A 20,220-nucleotide genomic window follows, 5' to 3' on the forward strand; every position below is an offset into this window, starting at 1 on the left:
ATGAAATACCAGATCACACTCTTGACCGCGCTGCTGGCCGGTTCCGGCCTGGCCCAGACGACCGCCACCACCACCATCGGCGAAGTCACCCTGACCAAAGCTGTGCCTGCTGCCCCCGCCGAAACGGTTGCTGACCCGGTCATCGAAAATGATACCCAGGCCGCCGAACCTGCCCAGGCCGAAGCGCCGGTACAGTCCAGCACCAGCACCGAAACGGCTCCGGCCACCCGTACCCAGCCGGTTGCCCCGGTTCAGGCTGCTCCGGTCCGTAACGTAGCGCCGGTGACCCCGCCCAGCTCGGCCAAGCCCAGCTCGACCAGCGCGGCACCCCGCACCACCACCGCCAAGCCGGCCGCTGCCCCCAGCCAGAGCCAGGCTGCACCTGCCCCCCGCACCACCGCCCCGGTGGCTCAGCCGGCGGCCAAGCCCGCTCCGGTGCGCAGCACCACCCCCGCTGTGCCTGCTCCCCGCACCGCCCCAGCCACCCAGGCCACGCCCAAACCGGCTATGTCGCCAGTGACTGCTCCCAGTGTGTCCACGTCTGCTCCGAAGGCAAACCCGGTCAGCAGCGAGACCAACACCACCAGTACCACGACCAGCGCTGCGGCCAATGCCACGGCGACCACCGCACCCAGCGACCTGCCCGCCGGCTGGCGTCACCTCAGCGGCGATATCTTCGGTTCCAAGGCCGTCACCCTGCCGGCCGGCAGCAAAGTGCAGGTGGCTATTGAAGCTGTGAACCGCAGCACCGGCCGCCACATCCCGCACCTGCTGGTGGACTTCGGCGCCGAGTCGTTGCCCACCCAGTACTACGTCAACTACAACCCGGCCCGCATGAACATGGCCAAGTACGATTACGTGGTGCAGGCCAAAGTGTTCGACGCCAACGGCAAGATGCTGTACATGTCCGACGCCCGTCAGCCGCTGCCCCGCGACGTGGCCGCCAAGCTGAAGATCGACATGCGCTTCTGAAGTTCAGCTCCGCCACAAAGGCCGCCTGCCCCGTCGGGCCGGCGGTTTTTTGCTGAATGGTCCTCGGTCTCCTCCTGGCCCGCTGGCCGGACGTGTACCAGGCACGCTCTGAAACCGGCAAATGGACTATGGTGGGCAGCATGAAAGTTCAGATCGCCCTGATTGCAACCCTGCTGGGTAGCGCCGCGCTGGCCCAGACCACCACCATCGGCAACGTGACCATCACCCGCCCCGGCGACGTGCGCCAGACGGCTCCGGTCCGTCCGGCCACCGCTGCGCCTGCCCGGACCCCCGTGACCAGCGCCACCGCCGGTCAGGCCAAAGCTATTGCCGTACCCAGCGACCTGCCGAACGGCTGGCGCCACCTGCAGGGCCGGGTCGTGGCTCCCAGCAGCGTGCGTCTGCCGGCCGGCAGCCGGGTGCAGGTGACCATTGAGGAACTTGACCGCCAGGGCGCGACCCGCTCGGTGTACCTCAAGGTTGATTTCCCCACCACCAAGCTGTCCACTCCCTACAACGTGCAGTACAGCAGCCAGCGCCTCAACGCCCAGAGCACCTACGTGGTGCGGGCCAAGGTCTTTGACGGCAACGGCCGGACCCTTTACACCACCAAGGCCCTGCACCGCGCTCCCGACCTGCGCTCGGCCAGCATGAACATCAACGTTTCTCGCTGAGCTAAGCCGCCCTTCCCCCAAAGAATCGGAAAGTCTCCCCTGCCTTGAGCGGCGCGGGAGACTTTCTGGCTATAAAGCGGCTATGGTGCGGCCATGACCCGACTTGAATTTGCCGGCGACGAGCAGTTTCCCGCTGCGCCCGCACTTACGGCGGCCCTGCTGAGCGACCCGGTGGCCCTGGGGCACTGTGTGCCGGGCGTGCAGCAGGCCGAAGCGGCTGGCAACGGTGAAGCCCGGCTGACCGTACCGCTGAACTGGCAGCGGCTCCGCGGCGAGGTACCGCTTGCGCTGCAGGTCAGCCGCCCCGGCCCGGCAAACGAGTACCGGATTCGGCTGTCTGGGGCGGCCCTGGGCCACCGCGCCGAGTTGCTGCTGACAGTGACGCTGGGTGCCAGCGACGGGCAGCAGACGGCCGTTCACTGGCAGGCGAGCGGCACGGTGAGCGGGCCAGCCACCCTGCTGGGCGGCCCAGCCATTCAGCGCGAGGCCGAGCGGGTGACCCGGCTGGCGGTGAACAACCTGCGGCGCGAACTGGCCCGCCGCGCCGCCCAGCAGGCCTAAAGCCGAACCGGAGCAGGAGGCTGGGTCAGTCGGCCTGCGGGCGGGTGGCGCCCAGCCGGGCCGCAAAAGCGGCCAGCTCGGGCCACTCGGTCTGGCCGGCATCCACCGTCAGGCGCAGCACCGGCTTGTGCAGTTCAGCCGCCACCCGGTCCAGTGCCGCCTGCATACCGGCGTCCTGCGCCGGGGCCACCAGCACCAGACCCCGCACCGCGCCTTTGCCTTCCATCAACCGCGCCGCGCCATACAGCCAGCGGTCGCCGGGCAGCGCGTGGCTGTCGTCCAGGCGCTGGCCCCGGGACGCAACCTGCGAAGCCGGCAGAGTGTGTGCCAGCACCGGGAACAGCCCAGAGCGGCCAAGCGCCTGCCACAGGCCCTGATTCAGTTCGGGGTGGGCCAGCAGGCTGCGCGGGCCGACCACGCCTACGCTGATATGCGAGCCCATCTGCAGTGGGGGCCAGTCCTCACGGCGCTCCGGCAGGCCCAGCGGCCGGACCTGCTCCAGGGCGCGGCGCACCACGCCGGCGTTGCCCACCAGGCGCTGGCCCAGGTCGGCAGCGGCGGCGGCCAGCTGCTCGGGCTCGTCGGGCACGGCGATCAGGGTGGGGAGGCCAGCAATGCGCTGGGGCAGCAGCTCGGCAAAGGCACCGGCCCAGGCGTCGTCACGCACCGGCGGCTGTGCGGGCACCAGCACAGCGTCCACCTGCGTGCCCAGGCTGAGAATCTCGCCCAGGGCCAGCTGCACCGGCAGCGGCTCGTGCGGCAGGCTGAGACGGCCAGCTTCCAGCCAGGCATCGAACGGGGCCTGGGGCTGGGCCAGTTCTACGCCCAGGGCAGTCAAGAAGGACCGCCAGTAGTCGGCGTAGCGGCCCTGAGGGGTAGTCAGAAAAGCAACTCTCACGCGTTTCAGTCTAAGGCTCTTTGCCACCCAGGGCCGCCGGAGGGCCTTTCCCTTTAGACCGGCATGGCCGGCGTCAGGCCGCTGGAACCCACCGCCCGCTCGCCTTCAATGTTCTGCTCGCTGCGGCCCAGGAGGGCCTGCACATCCGGGTACTTGATCACCTGGAAGCGGCTGTTGCGAATGGCCGGAGTAAAGCCCGCGTCGTCAATGATGCGGATCAGTTCGCGCACGGTGGCCGAGTGCCGGTCGTGGCCGCCGGCAGCGCTCACCACGTTTTCTTCCAGCATGGTGCTGCCCATGTCGTTGGCGCCGTAGTACAACGAGGCCTGCGCCACCTTGAAGCCCTGCGCCGGCCAGGACGCCTGGATATTGGGCTGATTGTCCAGCGCCAGGCGCGAAATGGCGAGGTTCTGCAGGTATTCGTGCGCGCTGCCGCCGGGAGCCTTGCCGTGCAGGCGGGTGTTCTCGGTCTGCAGCGACCACATCGCAAAGCCGGAAAAGCCGTTGCCACCGTACTCGCGCAGCGCCTTGTCCTGCTGATCCCGGATAGACACCAGATGCTCGGCGCGCTGCCGGTAATTTTCCCCGAAGCCGAACACCATGGTGGAGATGGTGTAGAGGCCCTTGCGCTGCGCAGCGTCCAGAATGCGGAACCAGTCGGCCGACCGGATGCGGGCCGGGGCCGCCTTCGCACGCACCTCGTCCACCAGAATCTCGCCACCGGCACCGGGCAGGCCATCCAGGCCCGCTTCGATCAGGGTGTCGAGCAGCTCATCCAGAGTCAGGCCAAAGTTCTGCTCGAAAAACAGCACTTCTTCAGGGCTGAAGGCGTCGATGCGGATGGTGGGGTGATTGGCTTTGATGTGCCGCAGCAGCCCGGTGTAGTACTCCAGCGGCAGTTCTGGGTTCACGCCGCCCTGCATCAGGATCCGGGTGCCGCCCACCGCTTCCAGTTCGCGGATCTTGGCCGAGATCTCCTCGTAGTCGAGGGTGTAGGAGTCACTCTGGCGGCGGGTGCGGTAAAAGGCGCAGAAGTTGCAGCCCACCCGGCAGATGTTGGTGTAGTTGATGTTGCGGTCAATCAGGAAGCTGACCACCTGGGGGTCGCTGCGCTGCATCCGCAGGCCGTGCGCCACCGCTGCCACTTGCGGCAGCGGCAGATGGTACAGCGACTCGATTTCTTCTGCGCTCAGGCGTTCGCCCGCAGCGGCTTTCTGCAAGACCTCAGCCGTCATGTGGGCCACTGTAGCACCGCCGCCGGGCCACAAAAGAGCCGGGAAGCGCTATGCCGGGCATGAAGCGGCGCTCCGCAAAAGGTCACCGCCCGCAGGCGCTGGACGTGTGGGCGGCAGAAGAAGAATGTTGAAAAGAAGCGAGACAGGAAAGCCGCGCTCAGCGGCGGCGACGTTCGGCCCGCACCCGCACCGGCTGGGCACGCAGCCGGGCAGCCTGCTGCACAGCAGCAGCGGCGGGAATAGCGAGCACGGCCAGCAGGATCAGAGTCATGCGTCATTATCCGCAGCGCCCTGTGACGACTCTGTGTCAGAGAAGCCATACTTCGGTGCCTTCAGATTGCCTAAAGAGGGCCGGCGCCAAAAGACGCGGCATCGAGGGGCGCAGCAGCAAGAGGAACAGTGCGCAGCAGCACCACTTCACCGGCCACCGGCAGTGCCTGCCAGCCGGCCGCCGCTGGCAACCGCAGGGTCTCACCCGCCCGCAGCTGCACCCACTGGCCCTGCGGCAGGTCAACGACCGCTTCGCCCGACAGGCACAGCAGCCACTCGCCGGCCGCGCCGGCCCGTTGACCGGGCAGCCGCTGCGTCAGCCGCAGCACGCTCTGGCTGAACGGCAGCTGGCTTTCGGGCAGCGTGACCCAGGAATCCGGCTGGGCGGCAGCGAGGCGGGGCAGGGGTAGGGGGGGGGGGGGGGGGGCGGGGCTGGGCATCGGCCCCCACCATACTGCTCTCCGCCGGTCTCCCCTGGCCGGCCCCGGGGCTTACGCCGCTTCGGCGCGGGCCAGCGCCCGGCGAATCAGAAACGATGCCTGCTCGGCCAGAGCGGCAAAGCGGGGGTCGCGGGTCTGGCCGCGCTGATAGCGCACGAAGATCTGCAGGGCAATTACCGCCAGCTTGAAGTCGCCCAGCAGTTCGTACCACAGCAGGCCGCTCACGTTGCGCCCGCTGCGTTCGGCGTAGAGGGCCACCAGCCCGTCGCGGTCCGGGAAACCAGGCTGCTCGGCCTGGGCACCGGGCAGGGTCCAGTAGGTGAGCAGCAGCCCCAAGTCGGCCAGCGGATCGCCCAGGGTGGTCATTTCCCAGTCCAACAGCGCCGTCACCCGGCCCGGGTCCTGGGGGTCCAGCATCAGGTTGTCCAGCTTGAAATCGTTGTGCACCAGGGTATGCGCCGACTCGGCCGGCTGGTGCTCTAGCAGCCAGCCAATCAGCCGCTCATCGCCCAGCTCCCCCACCGGGGCCAGTGCCCCGCTGCCTTCCAGCGCCTCACGGGCGCGGCGCCAGCGGCCGGCCCAGCCTTCGATCTGCCGGCGGTTGAAGCCTTCCGGCTGTCCCAGGTCGGCCAGCCCGGCGGCCGTCAGGTCCACCGCCTGCAACTGCACCAGCGTGTCTATCAGCGCCCGGGTCATCTGCGCGGGGGCCTCCGGCTGCCCGGCATATTCGGGCGGCAGGGCAGCGCGCATCACCACTCCCTGGCGGCGCTCCATCACGTAAAAGGGAGCACCCAGCACTTCCGGGTCCTCAATCAGCAACAGCGGGCGGGGTGCGGCCGGCAGCACGGGGGCGAGGCGCTCCAGCAGCCGGTACTCGCGGGTCATGTCGTGGGCGCCGCGCACCACCTGGCCACGTGGGGCCCGGCGCAGCACGTAAGCCTGTTCACCCGCCTGCAGCAGATAGGTGAGGTTGGAGTAGCCGCCCGGGAACTGCTCAACCTCCAGGGCCACCCAGTCGCCGGGCAGGTCAGCCAGCAGGTCCCGCAGGCGGTCCAGCGGCAGTTTCTCACCGGAGCGGACCGGCACGGTTTCGGAACGCGCTTTGGCTGCCCCGGTCATGCCTGACCTCCACGGCCTGCCCGCAGGTCGATGCCTTGGCGGGCCAATTCGGCCTTGGCAACAGTTTCGGTGTGCACGATGTCGGGGCCATCGGCCAGCCGCAGGGTGCGGGCCTGGGCGTACATCTGCGCCAGCGGGGTGTCCTGCGAGACGCCCGCACCGCCGTAGACCTGAATGGCCCGGTCAATCACCTTCAGGGCCACGTTGGGCGCCACCACCTTGATGGCGGCAATCTCGCCGCGGGCCGCCTTGTTGCCCACGGTGTCCATCATCTGGGCGGCCTGTAAGGTCAGCAGCCGGGCCTGGTCTATCTCCATGCGGCTCTGCGCAATCAGTTCGCGCACATGCTGGTGCGCGGCCAGCGGCTTGCCGAAAGCGGTGCGCTCGGCGGCGCGGGCCACCATCAGTTCCAGGGCGCGCTCGGCCTGACCGATCAGGCGCATGCAGTGGTGAATGCGCCCCGGCCCCAGCCGCCCCTGGGCAATCTCGAAGCCGCGCCCCTCGCCCAGAATCAGGTTGCTCGCCGGCACCCGCACGTCCTGAAAGCTGAACTCGGCGTGGCCGTGCGGGGCGTCGTCGTAGCCAAACACAGTCAGCATCCGCTCGCGGGTCACGCCCGGCGCGTCCAGCGGCACCAGAATCATGCTCTGCTGGCGCCAGCGCTCGGCGTCCGGGTCGGTGCGCCCCATGAAAATCGCCACCCGGCAGCGGGGGTCGCCAGCGCCGCTGGTCCACCACTTGCGCCCATTGATGACATACTCGTCACCCTCGCGCCGGATGCTGGCCTGGATATTGGTGGCGTCGCTGCTGGCCACTTCCGGCTCGGTCATGCAGAAACCCGAATGAATCTCGCCGTTCAGCAGCGGCACCAGCCACTGCTCCTGCTGCTCAGGGCTGCCGTAACGGGCCAGCACCTCCATGTTGCCGGTGTCGGGCGCCGAGCAGTTGAATACCTCGGGCGCCCACCAGACCCGGCCCATCTGCTCGGCCAGCGGAGCGTAGTCCAGGTTAGACAGCCCGGCGCCGAAACGGCCCTGCGGATCGCTCGACGGCGGCAGAAACAGGTTCCAGAGGCCCTGGGCCTGCGCCGCCCGCTTGAGGTCTTCCAGCAGCTCCAGGTGCGCCCAGCGGTCGCCACGGTCGGTTTCGGCCTGCACCGCTGCTTCGCTGGGATAAATGCGCTCTTCCATGAAACGGGTCAGGCGGGTCAGCAGTTCCAGCGCCCGCTCCGAGACACCGAAAGCGGCCAGCGCTGCCGCGCCCGGCACCGTTCCTGGTGTGGCGCGGCCAGGAACTGCGGTCATGCGGTCTGACCCCCGTCCACCACCAGCACCTGCCCGGTCATGTAGGCCGAGGCCGGCGACGCCAGAAAGATGGCCGCGCCCTTGAGGTCGTTTTCGCCGCCGAAGCGGCCCAGCGGAATGGCCGCCAGGAACTCTTTCTCGTGGCGCTGCAGCAGCACCCGCGACATGTCGCTGGGGAACCAGCCGGGCGCAATGGCGTTCACGCGGATACCCTTGGGGCCCCATTTCCAGGCCAGGTTGCGGGTAAAGCTCACCACGCCGCCCTTGCTGGCGCTGTAGCCAATCACCGGAAAGTTGCTGGGCGTGCCGCGCAGCCCCGCCACCGAAGTGATGTTGATGATGGCGCCGCTGCCCTGCTGCAGCATCACCCGGCCGGCCGCCTGCGAGCAGAGAAACACGCCGGTCAGGTTGGTGTCCACGACCTTGTTCCACTGCTCCAGCGTCATGTCCTCGACCGGAGCGGCCCAGGTGGTGCCGGCATTGTTGATCAGAATGTCCAGCCGCCCAAAGGTGTCCACGGCCGTCTGCACGGCGTTCTGCACGCTGGCCGGGTCGGTCACGTTGCAGGCTACGGCAACCGCCTGAGCACCACGTTCACGCAGCGCGGCGGCGGCGGCCTCGCAGCGTTCCAGCTTGCGGGCACACAGCACCACGCTGGCGCCCATCTCGGTGAGGGCCTCGGCCATTTGCAGGCCCAGGCCGCTGCCACCGCCAGTAATCAGGGCCACTTGGCCTTTAAGTCCGAACAGGGGATGTTCCTGAAGTTCCATATGTGAGTCCTCCCGCCTCTCCTTACCAGAGAGGCGCAAAACAGTGTCTATCAGCGGGTAGAACCCCATTATGCGTGCAGAAACTCGCGTTTGGGGGCACCAGGGACGGGAGAAAGGCCCCGGGGCACTCGCAAAACTTCAGTTTTCCAGCAGGCTTTCCAAGTAGGCCACCAGCGCCGCCCGCACCTCGCCGCGCACCACTGGGTCAGCAGCGCCAGAGGTATTGCGCAGAAAATACAGCCCGTTGGCCAGGTGAATAATCACGTTGACGGCGGCGTAACGGCGCTCGGCAGAGAGAGAGGGGGCACGCAGGCTCAGCAGGGCTTCCAGCTCCTGCGCGGTGGAGCGGCGCAGGTCCAGCGACCCCGCCACCCCTGAACTGCTGAAAATCAGCACCGCCAGCAGGCCCGGCGGCTGGGAGTTGAGCCGGGCATGGGTGTCCAGCACGGCGTCTACCATCTCGCCGGCGCTGGCCCCGCGCACCTGCTGCAGCGCCCCGCCCAGTTCCAGGCGCAGTCGCTCGGTCCATTCCAGTTGCAGCGCGGCCAGCAGCGCCGCCTTGCCGGGGAAAAATTGGTAAAGAGAGCCCGGCGACACCCCCGCCCGCGCCGCGATGCTGTTGGTGGTGGCCTGTTCGGTGCCCACGGCGGCGAATTCCTTGGCCGCCGCCGCCAGAATGCGGGCCACCATCTGACGGCTGCGGGCCTGCTTGGGCTCGCGCCGGGGCCGCAGCTGAGGCGGCACCGGGCGTTCACCCATGGCTGCCCAGCCCGGCAGCGGCCGGCAGGGAAGGTCGGCAGCTTCCGAACCCTTCCCTCCCCTCAGCTTCCAGCTCCGCTTCGCTGATAGGCAGCACCAACGCCTGGATATTGAGCGCCATGCCCCGCAACCTTTCCGCCCTAGACGATGCCGTCGGCGCGGGCGGCCTGGTTCAGCTTCTTGCTGGCCTGCAGGTTCATGCCCTTGGCCTGCTTGACGTCTAGGCCCAGCTCGGGGGCCACATCCTCCACCTTGCGGCCGCCCTCGCGGGTGGCGGTGACCAAGGCGCGTTCCTGGGGCGACAGCACACTCAGGTAGGGCTTGAGGCGGTCCCAGGTGATGGGGGCCTTTTTGGCCGGGGCAGCGACGGGCTTTTTAGCGGCTGCTTTCTTGGCTGACGTTTTCTTGGCCGCTGGCTTCTTGGCAGCCGGTTTCTTGGCGGCGGTCTTCTTGGGCGCCGCTTTGGACCCACCTTTCCGGGCCGCACCCGCCTTGCTCTTGGGTTCCTTGCCGCGCTCCTGCATGATCGCCAGAGCCTGCTCGGCGCTGAGCGTCTCGGCGCTTTCGCCCTGGCGCAGAGTGGCGTTCTTCTCGCCGTCGGTGAGGTAGGGGCCATAGCGGCCTTTTTTCAGCTGAATGTCGGGATGGCCCTCGTTCTGGTACACCGCCAGCGGAGCCGCCGCCTGGCCGCGACCGCCGTATTTAGGCTGCCGGAACAACTCCTCGGCCTGCGCCAGCGTCACGTCAAACAGCTGGTCGTGACTGGTCAGGCTGCGCGACTCACTCCCCCGCTTGAGGTAAGGCCCGTAGCGGCCGTTGTGCGCCCAGACTTCCTCGCCGTCGCTCACCCCCACCAGCCGGGGCAGGCTCAGCAGTTCCAGCGCCCGCTCCAGCGTCATGGTGGCCAGCGAATCGGAAGGGAACAGGCTGGCCGTCTTGAGCGGCTTGCCGTCCTCGCCGCCCAGAGTCACGTAAGGGCCGTAGCGCCCGGCGCGGGCGAACACCAGTTGTCCGCTCTCCGGGTCGGTGCCCAGTTCGTTGTCGCCGCTGGGCTGGGCCAGCAGTTCTTCTGCTTTTTCCAGGGTCAGCTCGTCGGGCACCAGGTCCTCGGGCAGATTGGCCTTGGTCTCGCCGCGCTGCATATAGGGGCCGTAGCGCCCCACCCGCAGCTCGATGCCACTGCCGCGCAGCCGGGGCACATCGATGGTGGCGATGCCGCGCGCGTCAATTTCGCCCATTTTGGTTTCGATCAAGGGCCGCAGGCCAAAGGCCGGCGCTTCCGCCGTTTCCTCCCCGCCCCCCTTGCCCAGATAAAAGCGTTGCAGGTAAGGCACCCGGTGCTCGCGGCCGCCGGCGATCTCGTCGAGGTCCTCTTCCATCCGGGCGGTGAAGTCATAGTCCACCAGCTGCCCGAAGTGGTGTTCCAGCAGCGCCGAGGTGGCAAACGCGGTCCAGCTGGGAATCAGCGCCTGGCCCTTTTTCTGGGCGTATCCACGGTCCTGAATGGTGCCGATGATGCTGGCATAGGTGCTGGGCCGGCCGATGCCCGCCGCTTCCAGCGCCTGCACCAGGCTAGCCTCGGTAAAGCGGGCCGGCGGCTGGGTCTGGTGCTCCTCGGGCTTCGCGTCCTGCACCCCGGCGCGGTCGCCCTCATGCAGCGGCGGCAGGTGGGTTTCACGGTCGCCCAGCGCGGCGGCGGGGTCGTCGTGCCCCTCCACGTAGGCCCGCAGGAAACCCGCAAAGCTGATGGTGCGCCCCGAAGCGGCCAGCAACACGTCCTGACCGTCCGACTTGCCGCTCAGCCGCACCCGCAGGCTCAGGCCACGGGCGTCGGCCATCTGCGAGGCCACAGTGCGCTTCCAGATCAGATCGTACAGCCGCCACTCGTCGCCGTCCAGCTCGCGGCGCAGCTGTTCGGGGGTACGGAAGGAGCTGCCCGCCGGGCGAATCGCCTCGTGGGCTTCCTGGGCGTTTTTGCTTTTCTTGGCGTACACCCGTGGTTTGTCGGCCACATGGTCGGCGCCGTACATCTGGGTGGCCTGCTTGCGGGCCGCACTGATCGCCTCACCACTCAGCGTGGTGGAATCGGTACGCATGTAGGTGATGTAGCCGCCCTCGTACAGCTTCTGGGCGGCCCGCATGGTGCGCGTGGCCGACATGCCCAGCTTGCGCCCGCCCTCTTGCTGCAGGGTAGACGTGATAAAGGGCGCCGGCGGGCGCTGGCTAAACGGTTTTTCCTCGGCGCTGACCACCGTCAGCGTGCCGCCGCGCAGGCCGGCCGCCAGGGCGCCCGCTTCGGCCTCGGTGAGCAGCCGGGCCTCCGAGCCTTTTTTCAGCCTGCCGGTCGCCGGGTCAAAGTCCTTGCCGCCGGCCAGGCGCTCGCCGGCCACCTCCACCAGCCGCGCCGGGAAAGGCTGCCCACCTTTTTCGGCGGTGACCAGCAAGTCCCACCACTCTCCGCTCACGAACAGCATCCGCTCGCGCTCGCGCTCGACCAGCATCCGGGTCGCCACCGACTGCACCCGGCCGGCGCTCAGTTTAGGCGCCACCTTCTTCCACAGCACCGGGCTGACCTCGTAGCCGTACAGCCGGTCCAGGGCGCGGCGGGTCTCCTGGGCTTCTACCAGGTTGGTGTCGATCTCGCGGGGATGGTCAATCGCTTTCTGGATGGCGTCCTTGGTGATCTCGTGAAAGACCATCCGGCGCACCGGCACCTTGGGCTTCAGCTCCTGATAAAGGTGCCAGGCGATGCTCTCGCCCTCGCGGTCATCGTCGGTCGCCAGGATGATCTCGTCGGCCTGGGCAGCCAGCCGCCGCAGGTGCGCCACGTGCTTTTTCTTCTCGGGCGACACCACGTACAGCGGCCGGAAATCGTCGTCCACGTTCAGGCCCAGCCGCGCCCAGGCTTCTTTTTTGTAGGCTTCGGGGATATCGGCGGCGCTGCGCGGCAGGTCACGGATATGCCCGATGCTGGATTCCACCGCGTAGCCCTTGCCGAGGTATTTGGCGATGGTTTTGGCTTTGGCAGGCGATTCCACGATGACCAGTGTGTTTGACATGAAAATTGGTTCTCCCTTGCCCCCTTGGCGGCGACTTGCTGTGAGATGTGCTCCAGGCAGGCTGATCTGGCTAGGAGGCTATCACGCCCCTCCGGTGACACATGCCGCCGGCGCACCTTCTGGGCCCTAGAGCACAGAAGCAGCCGCCAGCGCGGAGATTTTGGCCTATGCTGGGCGCCATGTTCGGCCGCTTTCTCCGTGGACTCGCCCTGCTGGCCCTGGCAGTGGCCGCTTTTTTTCTCTGGCCGCTGCGGGTGCCCGAGGAGCGGCCCCACCCCACGCTGGTGGTGCTGGGCGCGGCGCAGTACGCGGGGCGACCCAGCCCAGCCTTTCAGGTGAGGCTGGACCACGCGCTGGAGCTCTACCGGGCCGGCGGTATTCACACCATTGTGGTGACCGGCGGCCGCCAGGAGGGCGACCCCTACACCGAAGGCGGCGTGGGCGTCAGCTACCTGAAACATAAGGGGGTGCCGGCCCGGGCGCTCCGGGCCGAAGAACGCAGCCGCACCACTGCCCAGAACCTCAACTACGCGGCCCGGCTGCTGCCGCCGCACGCCGCCATCACGGTGGTGACCGACTATGTTCATGCGCCGCGCGCCCTGGCGATGGCCCGCGACATGGGCTTTACCGCCAATGCCAACCCCAGCCCACTGTGGCCCAGCGCCAGCCTGCGTTACCGCCTGCGCGAGCGCCTGGCCTGGGCCGCCTACCTGCTGCTGGATTACGAGGGCCTGCGCGAGGAAAACCAGCGCCTGAGCCAGCGGCCACCCGGCTGAACCGGGAAGCAACCATAAAGGATGAGCCAGCGGACAGCAGCGCATCTGTCCGGCACACTAAATCCATGCCGCTTGCCCCCGCCCACTGCCCCGGAGCCCGCCTGTGACCCTGCAAGCGGTGCAGCCTTGGCTGTGGCTGCCGGGTGTGCTGCTGATCGGGTTCGTGCTGGACGATGTGCTGACCACCAGCCTGCAGGGCGGCGAGGGCCGGCTGACCGCCTGGACCCACCGGGCTGCGTATGCGCCGCTGCGGCTGCTCTACCGCCTCAGCGGAGACCGGCGGGTGCTGGACTGGTCCGGCTCGGCGCTGGTGCTGGTCAGTTACCTGATGTGGTGCCTGCTGACCTGGGTGGGCTGGACCCTGATTTTCTGGTCCCAGCCGGACTGGCTGCTGTGGGCCGACAGTGGCCGGGCGCCCGGTCTGGCCGACGTGGCCTACTACACCGGCTATACCCTGACCACCCTGGGCTACGGAGACCTGCTGGCCCAGACTCCGGCGGCGCGGCTGTTCAGCACGCTGGAATCGCTCAACGGTTTTTTTATCCTGACATTTACCATCACCTTTTTAGCGCCGCTGGCCGACCTGCACAGTCACCGCCGGGCGCTGGCGCTGCGGGTGTACCGCTGGGGGCCGGGGCCACATGCGCTGGTGCTGCGGGCGCTGCGGCAGCATCCCGACGGGGCCGGCGGCCTGCTCAACGAGCTGGAACCGGCGCTGATTCAGCTGGAAACCAAACATCACACCGCCATGTACCTGCACCGCCTGCACGACAGCCACACCGAGCTGGACCTCAACTACGCCCTGCCGGCGTTGGGCGACGCCCTGTTGCTGCTACAGGCCGTGAAAGACCCGCCCCCACCTGGCAATCTGCCGGCACTTTACGAGACGCTGAGCGGCCTGAACTGGTCTTACCATCTGGTGCAGCCGCGCGGCACCCAGCCGCTCCCACCGCTGAGCCTGGAGCCTTTGCGCGAGGCCGGTCTGGACGTGATCAGTGACCAGGAGTTTGAGGAAGTGCTGGCACGCGAAAGCACCTTCCGGCGCGGCCTGTACGACATGGCCGAGCGGGCCGGCTACGACCTGAGCGAGGTGGTCCATCCCAGGCCCAAGCGCCACACGGCTGCCTAGCTGCAGCGACCAGCGGCCAGCCAGCGGGGAGCCGGGCACACCGCTGCAGCTCCCCGCTGGCTGCTCCCTGGATTCAGCCGCGCCGGAAGCGCCGCAGCACGCCGTCCACTTCGGGCAGCCGCAACAACAGGGCGCCGGCCAAGTAAGCGACCAGACCCAGGCCACCGGCCACCGCCAGCGTCACCAAGCTGGGCAGCAGTGGCCCCGGCACCGGCAGAAAGCGGGCAATGATCCAGGCCAGGGCGCCGGCCAGCACCGCCAGCGGCAGCACCCGGCTCAGGTGGCTCATCAGCGAATCCAGTGGCAGCGGCACGGCGCGACGGTAGAGGTACAGCAGCGCGGCCGTCATCAGCACCCCGCTGACGGCAGTGCTGACTCCGAACCCCCAGAACCCGATCAAGGGCACCAAGGCGTTGTACAGCACCACTTCCAGCACAAAGCCGGTGGCGCTGACCACCACCGCGTCGCGGGTGCGCTCGCGGGCGTAAAAGGTGCGCAGCAAAATGGTGACCAGCGCCCAGGGCACCAGCGCCAGCGCCCAGCCGGCCAGAATGCCAGAGGTGGCCGCCAGCCGGGTTTCAGGTACTGCGCCGGTCAGGTTGAAGATGCTGGCGGCGTAGGGGGCCAGCGCCACCAGCAGCGCGCTGACCGGGGCCGCCATAAAGGTGGTGGAGCGCATCGCCTGCAGGGTCAGCGCCCGGAAGGAAGTCCAGTTCTCCTCGGCCGCCAGCTGCGAGAAACGCGGAAACAGCGCCAGCGCCGGCGACACCACGAACAGCCCGTTCGCCATGGTGAACAGGGCCTCGGCGTTGGTGTAGCCAGCCTGGGTGCCGGCCGGGAACAGCTGCGCGTTGCTGAGCAGGCGCGAGACATAGATGTTCAGAATCTGCCGGGTGCCGGCGGTCAGGGTAAAGGGCGCCATCTGCCGCAGCACCCGCCCCAGCGCCGGGTGTCCCACCAGGGCCGGGCGCGGCAGCAGCCCGAAGCGGTTGAGGGCCGGCAGCTGCACCACCAGCTGTGCCAATCCGCCGATCAGCCAACCCACCGCCAGCCAGGTGGCCTGCTGCGGCAACAGCACCAGCGCGATAATGCTAGCAATATTAAAAGCCACCGGCGCAAAACTGCTTTCCTTGAAGTGTTCGTCGGCGTTCAGCAGGCCCATCGCCACGCTGGAAAGGCTGATCAGCATCAGGAACGGCATCACCAGCCGGGTCATGTACAGGGTCAGCACCGGGTCCACATTGGAGTTCTTGGCCAGCAGCAGGTCCACCACCCAGGGCGCGCCCAGCACGCCCAGGGCGGTCAGCAGCAGGTTCACGGCGATCATTACGCCGCTGAAGGCCTGGGCCAGCCGGCGGCGCTCCACGGTGCTGAGCGACTTGTACACCGGAATAAACGAGTTGACCAGTGCGCCCTCGGCCAGCAGCTCGCGCAGCAGGTTGGGCACCTTGACCGCCATGGTAAAAGCGTCCATGGTGGTGTTGTCGAACAGGTTGATGATCTGCTGGCGCAGCACGCCCGAAAGCCGCGAGCCCAGCGTGCCGGCCATCACGATCAGGGTGTTCTGCCGCACCGATTTGGGGCCGCCGCTATCGCTGGCGCCTCCCGCCGCCTTCTGCGCCCGCCCGCGGCGTCCCCGGCGGGGCGGCTGGGTGCCTCTGGAAGGCTCGGGGGTGATGGCTTCGCGGGCGTCGGGCTGTCCGGTTTCGGAAACCGGCCGGTCAGGGCCGGCAGAATCTGGCGCATGGGGCTTTGGGGCGCTCACGTGTGCAACTGTACCGCACCCGGCGGCGGGCAGGGTTCCGGGGCCCGCCCGGAGACACCTCTTGGATGCGGCCCGTCAGGGCTATAAGGGTTCCTCTGCTCCAAAACTAGAAACCGGCGCCGCCTCCTCAGCAGGAAGCGGCGCCGGAATGTCCCGGAGCTGATAGGTTCAGCTGATTACTGGGCGCCAGTCAGTGCCACCAGCATGCCGGCGATGGTGCCGCTCATCATGTTGGCCAGCACGCCGGCCGCAATGGCCCGCAGGCCCAGCTGCGCGATGTCGGGCCGGCGGGAGGGGGCCATGCCGCCCAGGCCGCCCAGCAGGATGCCCAGCGAGCTGAGGTTGGCAAAGCCGCACAGCGCGAAGGTCACGATGGCTTCCATCTTGGGCGAGATGCCGCCTTCCTTGAGGGCCTTGGCAAAGTCCACAAAGGCCACGAACTCGTTGGTGACCAGCTTCTGGCCCAGGAAGCTGCCGGCCTGCACCGCTTCGGACCAGGGCACCCCGATCAAGAGGGCGAAGGGCGAGAACAGCCAGCCCAGAATCAGCTGAATGGTCAGGCCCTGATACCCGAACAGCCCGCCGATGCCGCCCAGAATCAGGTTCAGCAGCGCGATCAGGCCGATAAAGGCCAGCAGCATGGCGCCCACGTTCAGCGCCAGCGACAGCCCTTCCGAGGCGCCACGGGCGGCAGCGTCGATCACGTTGGTGTCGCCGTCCTGAGCTACGTTGCGGTCGTTGGGGGTGGCGTCGGCGCCCATGCCTTCCACCTCGCGGCCGGTGCCGGCAGGCGGCTGCTCCACGGTCACGGCGCCTTCTGGGGTCACGGCGGCGACGGCGGTGTGGCCGCTGTAGTCCTGGGTCTTTTCGGTTTCAGGGAACAGCAATTTGGCCATCAGCAGCCCGGCGGGGGCCGCCATGAAAGACGCGGCGATCAGGTAATCCAGGCGCACGCCCAGGCCGGCGTATCCGGCCAAGGTACTGCCCGCCACGCTGGCGAGGCCGCCCACCATCACCGCGAACAGCTCCGAGCGGGTCATGCCGGCCAGGTAAGGCTTGACCACCAGCGGCGCTTCGGTCTGGCCCACGAAGATGTTGGCGGTGGCCGAGAGGCTCTCACCCTCGCTGGTGCCCAGCAGCCGGCTCAGGGCGCCGCCCAGCAGCCGGATAACCCACTGCATGATGCCCAGGTAATACAGCACCGCGATCAGGGAGCTGAAGAAGATAATGATCGGCAGCACGTTGAAAGCGAAAATAAAGCCCACGCTGTCGGAGGCGGCGCCGTTGGTCAGGTTGCCGAACAGGAAGTTGATGCCTTCGTAGGCATTGCCGATGATCTTCTGCACGCCGTCGGAAATCCACTGCAGCGCCTGCTTGCCGGGTGCCCAGAACAGCACCATAAAGGCCAGCAGAAACTGAATAGCGAGTGCGCCCAGCACGGTGCGCCAGTTGATGGCACGGCGGTTGGCCGACAGCAGCCAGCCGATAGCCAGGAGGCCCACGATGCCCCCTATACCCCAGAGAATGTCGTTCATGTCACCCAAGCTTACGGGAAACTTGAACTGGGTTAAATATTCAGCACACAATTATCATCTGCTGCCGGCGCCCGGTCCCCATTCCAGCGGGGGATGATCCGGCGCCAGCAGCTCGGCAAAGCGGGCCAGGCCACGGCGGTCCGGTTCTTCCAGGTGGTAACGGAAGTTCCAGAGGTAGTGCTGCACCACCCGCCGGGGCAGCGCCAGCTGCTGGGCATGGCGCTGCGAGATCAGGCCCAGTTCACCCAGGCCCTGGCGGCGAGCTTCCCGCATCGCCTGCAGCAGTTCAGGCGGGGGTGGGGTGTCCTTGCGGTAAGCCCACACGGCAAAGACGAACGGCTGCCCGGTCAGGCGGTACCACTCCTCCGACAGATCGGTGACGTGAATGCCGCCGCCCTGGTGCGGCAACCGGGTCATGCTGGTGTCCTCGCCCAGCGGGCCCACCACCTCGTACCACTCGCGCAGGGCGCTGTCACCGATACGCAGCACCCCGTCGTAACCCTGGCTCAGCAACTCCTGGGCAGTGCCCTCGGCGCGGGTCAGTTCCGGTGTCAGGCCCCACTCGCGCAGCAGCACTTCCAGCAGGGCCACGCTGGTGGCACTCTGGGCGGTCAGGGCAATCCGGCGCAGCTGCGGCAGCGGCGCGGTGTGAAACAGGTTCACCGAGTACACCTGCCCCAGCACGCTCACGCTGAAATCCGGCAGGGCCGAGAGCTGGTCGGCGTGGCGGATAAACTCGGCCACGCTGATGTTGGCAATATCCACCCGGCCTTCCAGCAGCGCCGCATTCATCTGGGTGGGCACGCCGGTGATCGCCGAGACGGTGGGCGGCAAAACAAGTGGGTCGAGGATTGGCGCCACGTTGGTGAAATGAATCCAGCCGGCGCGGTAAAGGCGGGCAGAATCAGGAGACTGAGGGCCAGAGGCAGAAGGCATAACTTCCCCACTATGCACCTTCAGCGGCGTACCTGAGCCAATGTAGCCACCATAAAACGCGCCGGCGCACCCGTCGGTACCACCACGTCCGGCAGCAAGCTTAGGCCACCCGTCCAGGCTGGAGTGTCTGCGTCATGCCTCCAGCCCAGCGCGCAGCCGACGCCCCCACCACAGCAGCGCCAGCCCTGGCCCCAGCCAGAGCGTGAGCAGTTCGGCAGCGGCGAGCCACTTGCCGGCAAGAGTGCTGGGGGAATAGAAGGTCCAGCCCTCGCCCGACACGCTGAAGCCGAAATCGCCAGAACCGGCCAGCCACAGGAAAGAATCAAGCAGCACGAACGGCAAAGACAGCCAGGCCAGCCCGGCCCAGTTGACGACGTAACCTAGCCCCCGCCCACCGCGCCACGCGGCCACGCTCTGCCACAGCGCTCAGCCGCTGCCCACCAGCATCAGCGCTGGCGCCAGCACCGCCAAGAGAGGCCGCAGCAGGCGCGCTCCGACAAACCAGACATTTCCGAACAGCAGCCAGGCAGCGGGCAGGGTCAGCAGGGCGCCCAGCAGCCAGAGGGCCAACGGGCGGGACATCAGCGCTGATTTCTGCTCGCGAAAAGGGCGGAGGTCAGGCAGCCCAGCCCCAGCAGCGTCAGCGGCCCCAGCGAGCCGAAGTGCATCACAACGGAATACGAAGCCTCCTGCGGATGGTTCAGCGCCAGCCAGGCCAGCATCACCTGCGGCAGCCAGGCAGGCGCCAGCAACAGGAGCAGGCCCAGCGCAGCCAGCCCCCGGCGCCACAGCTGCGGTGAACGCTGCACTTTCATTTCCACCTCCTCTGCGCTACCGTTCTCACTCTGCCCAGGCACGGCTCAGTCGGCAGCTTCGGTGTGGACCGGGAAGGATTCCAGCTCGTTGTAGTAGGCGTCTCGCAGCACCGGCAGGCGGCCGGCCCGCTGAATCATCCGGATCAGGCCTTCCTCGCTCAGCCGCATCGGGGAGGTAGCCCCGGCGGCGTGGGCGATGTGTTCTTCCTGGATGGTGCCGTCAATGTCCGACACGCCCCAGTCCAGCGACACCTGGGTCAGCTCTGAGCCGATCATCACCCAGTAGCCCTTGATGTGGGGGAAGTTGTCCAGGTAGATGCGGGCCACCGCGAGATTGCGCAGGTCGTCCAGGCCGGTGGTGTATTCGGTCTTGCCCAGGTTCTGCGCCAGGGTGTTGCCCAGCGGCTGGAAGGCCAGCGGAATAAACGCGTGGAAGCCGCCCCCAAAGCGCTCCAGGCTGTCGTCCTGCAGCTCGCGCAGGCGGTGCATGTGGTCCAGCCGCTCTTCCAGGGTTTCGATATGGCCGTACAGCATGGTGGCGTTGGTGCGCATGCCCAGGCTGTGCGCCTCGGAGTGAATCTTGAGCCACTCGTCCGACTTCACCTTGTTCTTGGCGACCTGACGGCGCACCCGCTCGGCGAAAATCTCGGCGCCGCCGCCCGGCATGGCGCTCAGGCCAGCGTCCTGCAGCTCGCGCAGCACTTCCAGGGTGGGCTTTTTGGAGATGCGCGAGAGGTGCTTGATCTCGGCGGCCGTAAAGGCCTTGACCTGTAATTCCGGGTAGGCTTCCCGCAGGCCGCGCACCATCGCCGGGTAATACTCCCAGGGGCGGTTGGGGTGGTGCCCGCTGCTCATATGCAGCTCGGTGATCCCGGGCATATAACGGCGGCCCACCTCCTGCACCACTTCCTCGGGCGAGTAGTCCCAGGCGCGGGCTTCACCCTTGTGCGCGGCAAAAGCGCAGAAAGTGCAGCCCACATAACAGATGTTGGTGAATTCCAGCCGCATCGAATGCACGAAGTACACCTTGTCGCCGTGCAGCCGCTGCTTTTGCAGGTCAGCCAGCCGCATCAGCCCGTTCAGGTCGCGGGTCTGATACAGGTACATGCCTTCTTCGAAACTGAGACGTTCGCCCGCTTCCACCTTGGCGGCGATGGGGGCCAGATTGGGATCACGGAGCCAGTCCATAAGGGGCAGTGTACG

The 20,220-nt window shown here is 67.6% G+C and carries 20 protein-coding genes; 5 read left to right on the top strand and 15 right to left on the bottom strand.

Features of this window, described 5'->3' with window-relative positions; all coding sequences use genetic code 11:
- The 3 genes from OCI36_RS08890 to OCI36_RS08900 all read left to right on the top strand — a co-directional run bounded on the left by OCI36_RS08890 (window position 1) and on the right by OCI36_RS08900 (window position 2,207).
- Window positions 1–972, top strand: coding sequence for a YbaY family lipoprotein (locus OCI36_RS08890; RefSeq protein ID WP_261664719.1), 972 nt, complete (start codon window positions 1–3; stop codon window positions 970–972).
- Between the two features lie 140 nt (window positions 973–1,112).
- A complete protein-coding gene (locus OCI36_RS08895; protein ID WP_261664720.1) occupies window positions 1,113–1,646 on the top strand; it encodes a YbaY family lipoprotein in 534 nt (177 codons plus the stop codon).
- Between the two features lie 93 nt (window positions 1,647–1,739).
- Window positions 1,740–2,207 carry a CoxG family protein gene (locus OCI36_RS08900; RefSeq protein WP_261664721.1) on the top strand — a complete coding sequence of 156 codons (468 nt, stop codon included), beginning with the start codon at window positions 1,740–1,742 and terminating at the stop codon, window positions 2,205–2,207.
- 25 nt (window positions 2,208–2,232) lie between these two features.
- Here the strand turns inward: OCI36_RS08900 and OCI36_RS08905 are convergent, their stop codons facing one another.
- The 8 genes from OCI36_RS08905 to topA form a co-directional block, all read right to left on the bottom strand.
- The gene (locus OCI36_RS08905; protein ID WP_261664722.1) at window positions 2,233–3,105 is read right to left on the bottom strand and encodes a hypothetical protein; all 873 of its coding nucleotides are present in this window, start codon (window positions 3,103–3,105) and stop codon (window positions 2,233–2,235) included.
- Window positions 3,106–3,158: 53 nt separating this feature from the next.
- Window positions 3,159–4,340, bottom strand: coding sequence for a cyclic dehypoxanthinyl futalosine synthase (gene mqnC / locus OCI36_RS08910; protein WP_261664723.1), 1,182 nt, complete (start codon window positions 4,338–4,340; stop codon window positions 3,159–3,161).
- Between the two features lie 341 nt (window positions 4,341–4,681).
- Entirely contained in the window at window positions 4,682–5,050 is a 369-nt protein-coding gene (locus OCI36_RS08915) for a hypothetical protein (RefSeq protein ID WP_261664724.1), read from the bottom strand.
- Window positions 5,051–5,101: 51 nt separating this feature from the next.
- Window positions 5,102–6,169 (bottom strand): phosphotransferase family protein, encoded by a 1,068-nt coding sequence (locus OCI36_RS08920; RefSeq protein ID WP_261664725.1) that lies wholly within the window; start codon window positions 6,167–6,169, stop codon window positions 5,102–5,104.
- Window positions 6,166–7,473 carry an acyl-CoA dehydrogenase family protein gene (locus OCI36_RS08925; protein ID WP_409996731.1) on the bottom strand — a complete coding sequence of 436 codons (1,308 nt, stop codon included), beginning with the start codon at window positions 7,471–7,473 and terminating at the stop codon, window positions 6,166–6,168. Before OCI36_RS08925 ends, OCI36_RS08920 begins: the two co-directional genes overlap by 4 nt.
- Entirely contained in the window at window positions 7,470–8,243 is a 774-nt protein-coding gene (locus tag OCI36_RS08930) for a glucose 1-dehydrogenase (protein ID WP_261664726.1), read from the bottom strand. The genes OCI36_RS08925 and OCI36_RS08930 overlap by 4 nt, the downstream gene beginning before the upstream one ends.
- A 138-nt stretch (window positions 8,244–8,381) precedes the next feature.
- Window positions 8,382–9,002 (bottom strand): TetR/AcrR family transcriptional regulator, encoded by a 621-nt coding sequence (locus OCI36_RS08935; RefSeq protein WP_261664727.1) that lies wholly within the window; start codon window positions 9,000–9,002, stop codon window positions 8,382–8,384.
- Window positions 9,003–9,142: 140 nt separating this feature from the next.
- On the bottom strand, window positions 9,143–12,061 hold the full coding sequence (gene topA / locus OCI36_RS08940; RefSeq protein WP_261664728.1) for a type I DNA topoisomerase: 2,919 nt from the start codon (window positions 12,059–12,061) through the stop codon (window positions 9,143–9,145).
- A gap of 179 nt (window positions 12,062–12,240) precedes the next feature.
- Between topA and OCI36_RS08945 the strand changes: the two genes are divergently transcribed.
- Together OCI36_RS08945 and OCI36_RS08950 are read left to right on the top strand one after the other, a co-directional pair.
- Window positions 12,241–12,837 carry a YdcF family protein gene (locus tag OCI36_RS08945; RefSeq protein WP_261664729.1) on the top strand — a complete coding sequence of 199 codons (597 nt, stop codon included), beginning with the start codon at window positions 12,241–12,243 and terminating at the stop codon, window positions 12,835–12,837.
- A gap of 103 nt (window positions 12,838–12,940) precedes the next feature.
- On the top strand, window positions 12,941–13,966 hold the full coding sequence (locus OCI36_RS08950; protein ID WP_261664730.1) for a potassium channel family protein: 1,026 nt from the start codon (window positions 12,941–12,943) through the stop codon (window positions 13,964–13,966).
- Window positions 13,967–14,039: 73 nt separating this feature from the next.
- On the opposite strand, the gene murJ is transcribed toward OCI36_RS08950, so the two are convergent.
- The 7 genes from murJ to mqnE all read right to left on the bottom strand — a co-directional run bounded on the left by murJ (window position 14,040) and on the right by mqnE (window position 20,205).
- Window positions 14,040–15,731 (bottom strand): murein biosynthesis integral membrane protein MurJ, encoded by a 1,692-nt coding sequence (gene murJ / locus OCI36_RS08955; protein ID WP_261664731.1) that lies wholly within the window; start codon window positions 15,729–15,731, stop codon window positions 14,040–14,042.
- Between the two features lie 176 nt (window positions 15,732–15,907).
- A complete protein-coding gene (locus tag OCI36_RS08960) occupies window positions 15,908–17,266 on the bottom strand; it encodes a NupC/NupG family nucleoside CNT transporter (protein ID WP_261664732.1) in 1,359 nt (452 codons plus the stop codon).
- 54 nt (window positions 17,267–17,320) lie between these two features.
- Window positions 17,321–18,202, bottom strand: coding sequence for a menaquinone biosynthetic enzyme MqnA/MqnD family protein (locus OCI36_RS08965; RefSeq protein WP_261664733.1), 882 nt, complete (start codon window positions 18,200–18,202; stop codon window positions 17,321–17,323).
- A gap of 132 nt (window positions 18,203–18,334) precedes the next feature.
- Window positions 18,335–18,613: a hypothetical protein gene (locus OCI36_RS08970; protein WP_261664734.1), complete on the bottom strand. Its 279-nt coding sequence runs from the start codon at window positions 18,611–18,613 to the stop codon at window positions 18,335–18,337.
- A 15-nt stretch (window positions 18,614–18,628) separates the two neighbouring features.
- Window positions 18,629–18,784: a hypothetical protein gene (locus OCI36_RS08975; protein ID WP_261664735.1), complete on the bottom strand. Its 156-nt coding sequence runs from the start codon at window positions 18,782–18,784 to the stop codon at window positions 18,629–18,631.
- Window positions 18,784–19,017, bottom strand: coding sequence for a hypothetical protein (locus tag OCI36_RS08980; RefSeq protein ID WP_261664736.1), 234 nt, complete (start codon window positions 19,015–19,017; stop codon window positions 18,784–18,786). Before OCI36_RS08980 ends, OCI36_RS08975 begins: the two co-directional genes overlap by 1 nt.
- A 45-nt stretch (window positions 19,018–19,062) precedes the next feature.
- A complete protein-coding gene (mqnE, locus tag OCI36_RS08985; protein ID WP_261664737.1) occupies window positions 19,063–20,205 on the bottom strand; it encodes an aminofutalosine synthase MqnE in 1,143 nt (380 codons plus the stop codon).
- Window positions 20,206–20,220 lie beyond the last annotated feature (15 nt).

Source organism: Deinococcus sp. Marseille-Q6407, from assembly GCF_946848805.1.
GTDB lineage: Bacteria > Deinococcota > Deinococci > Deinococcales > Deinococcaceae > Deinococcus.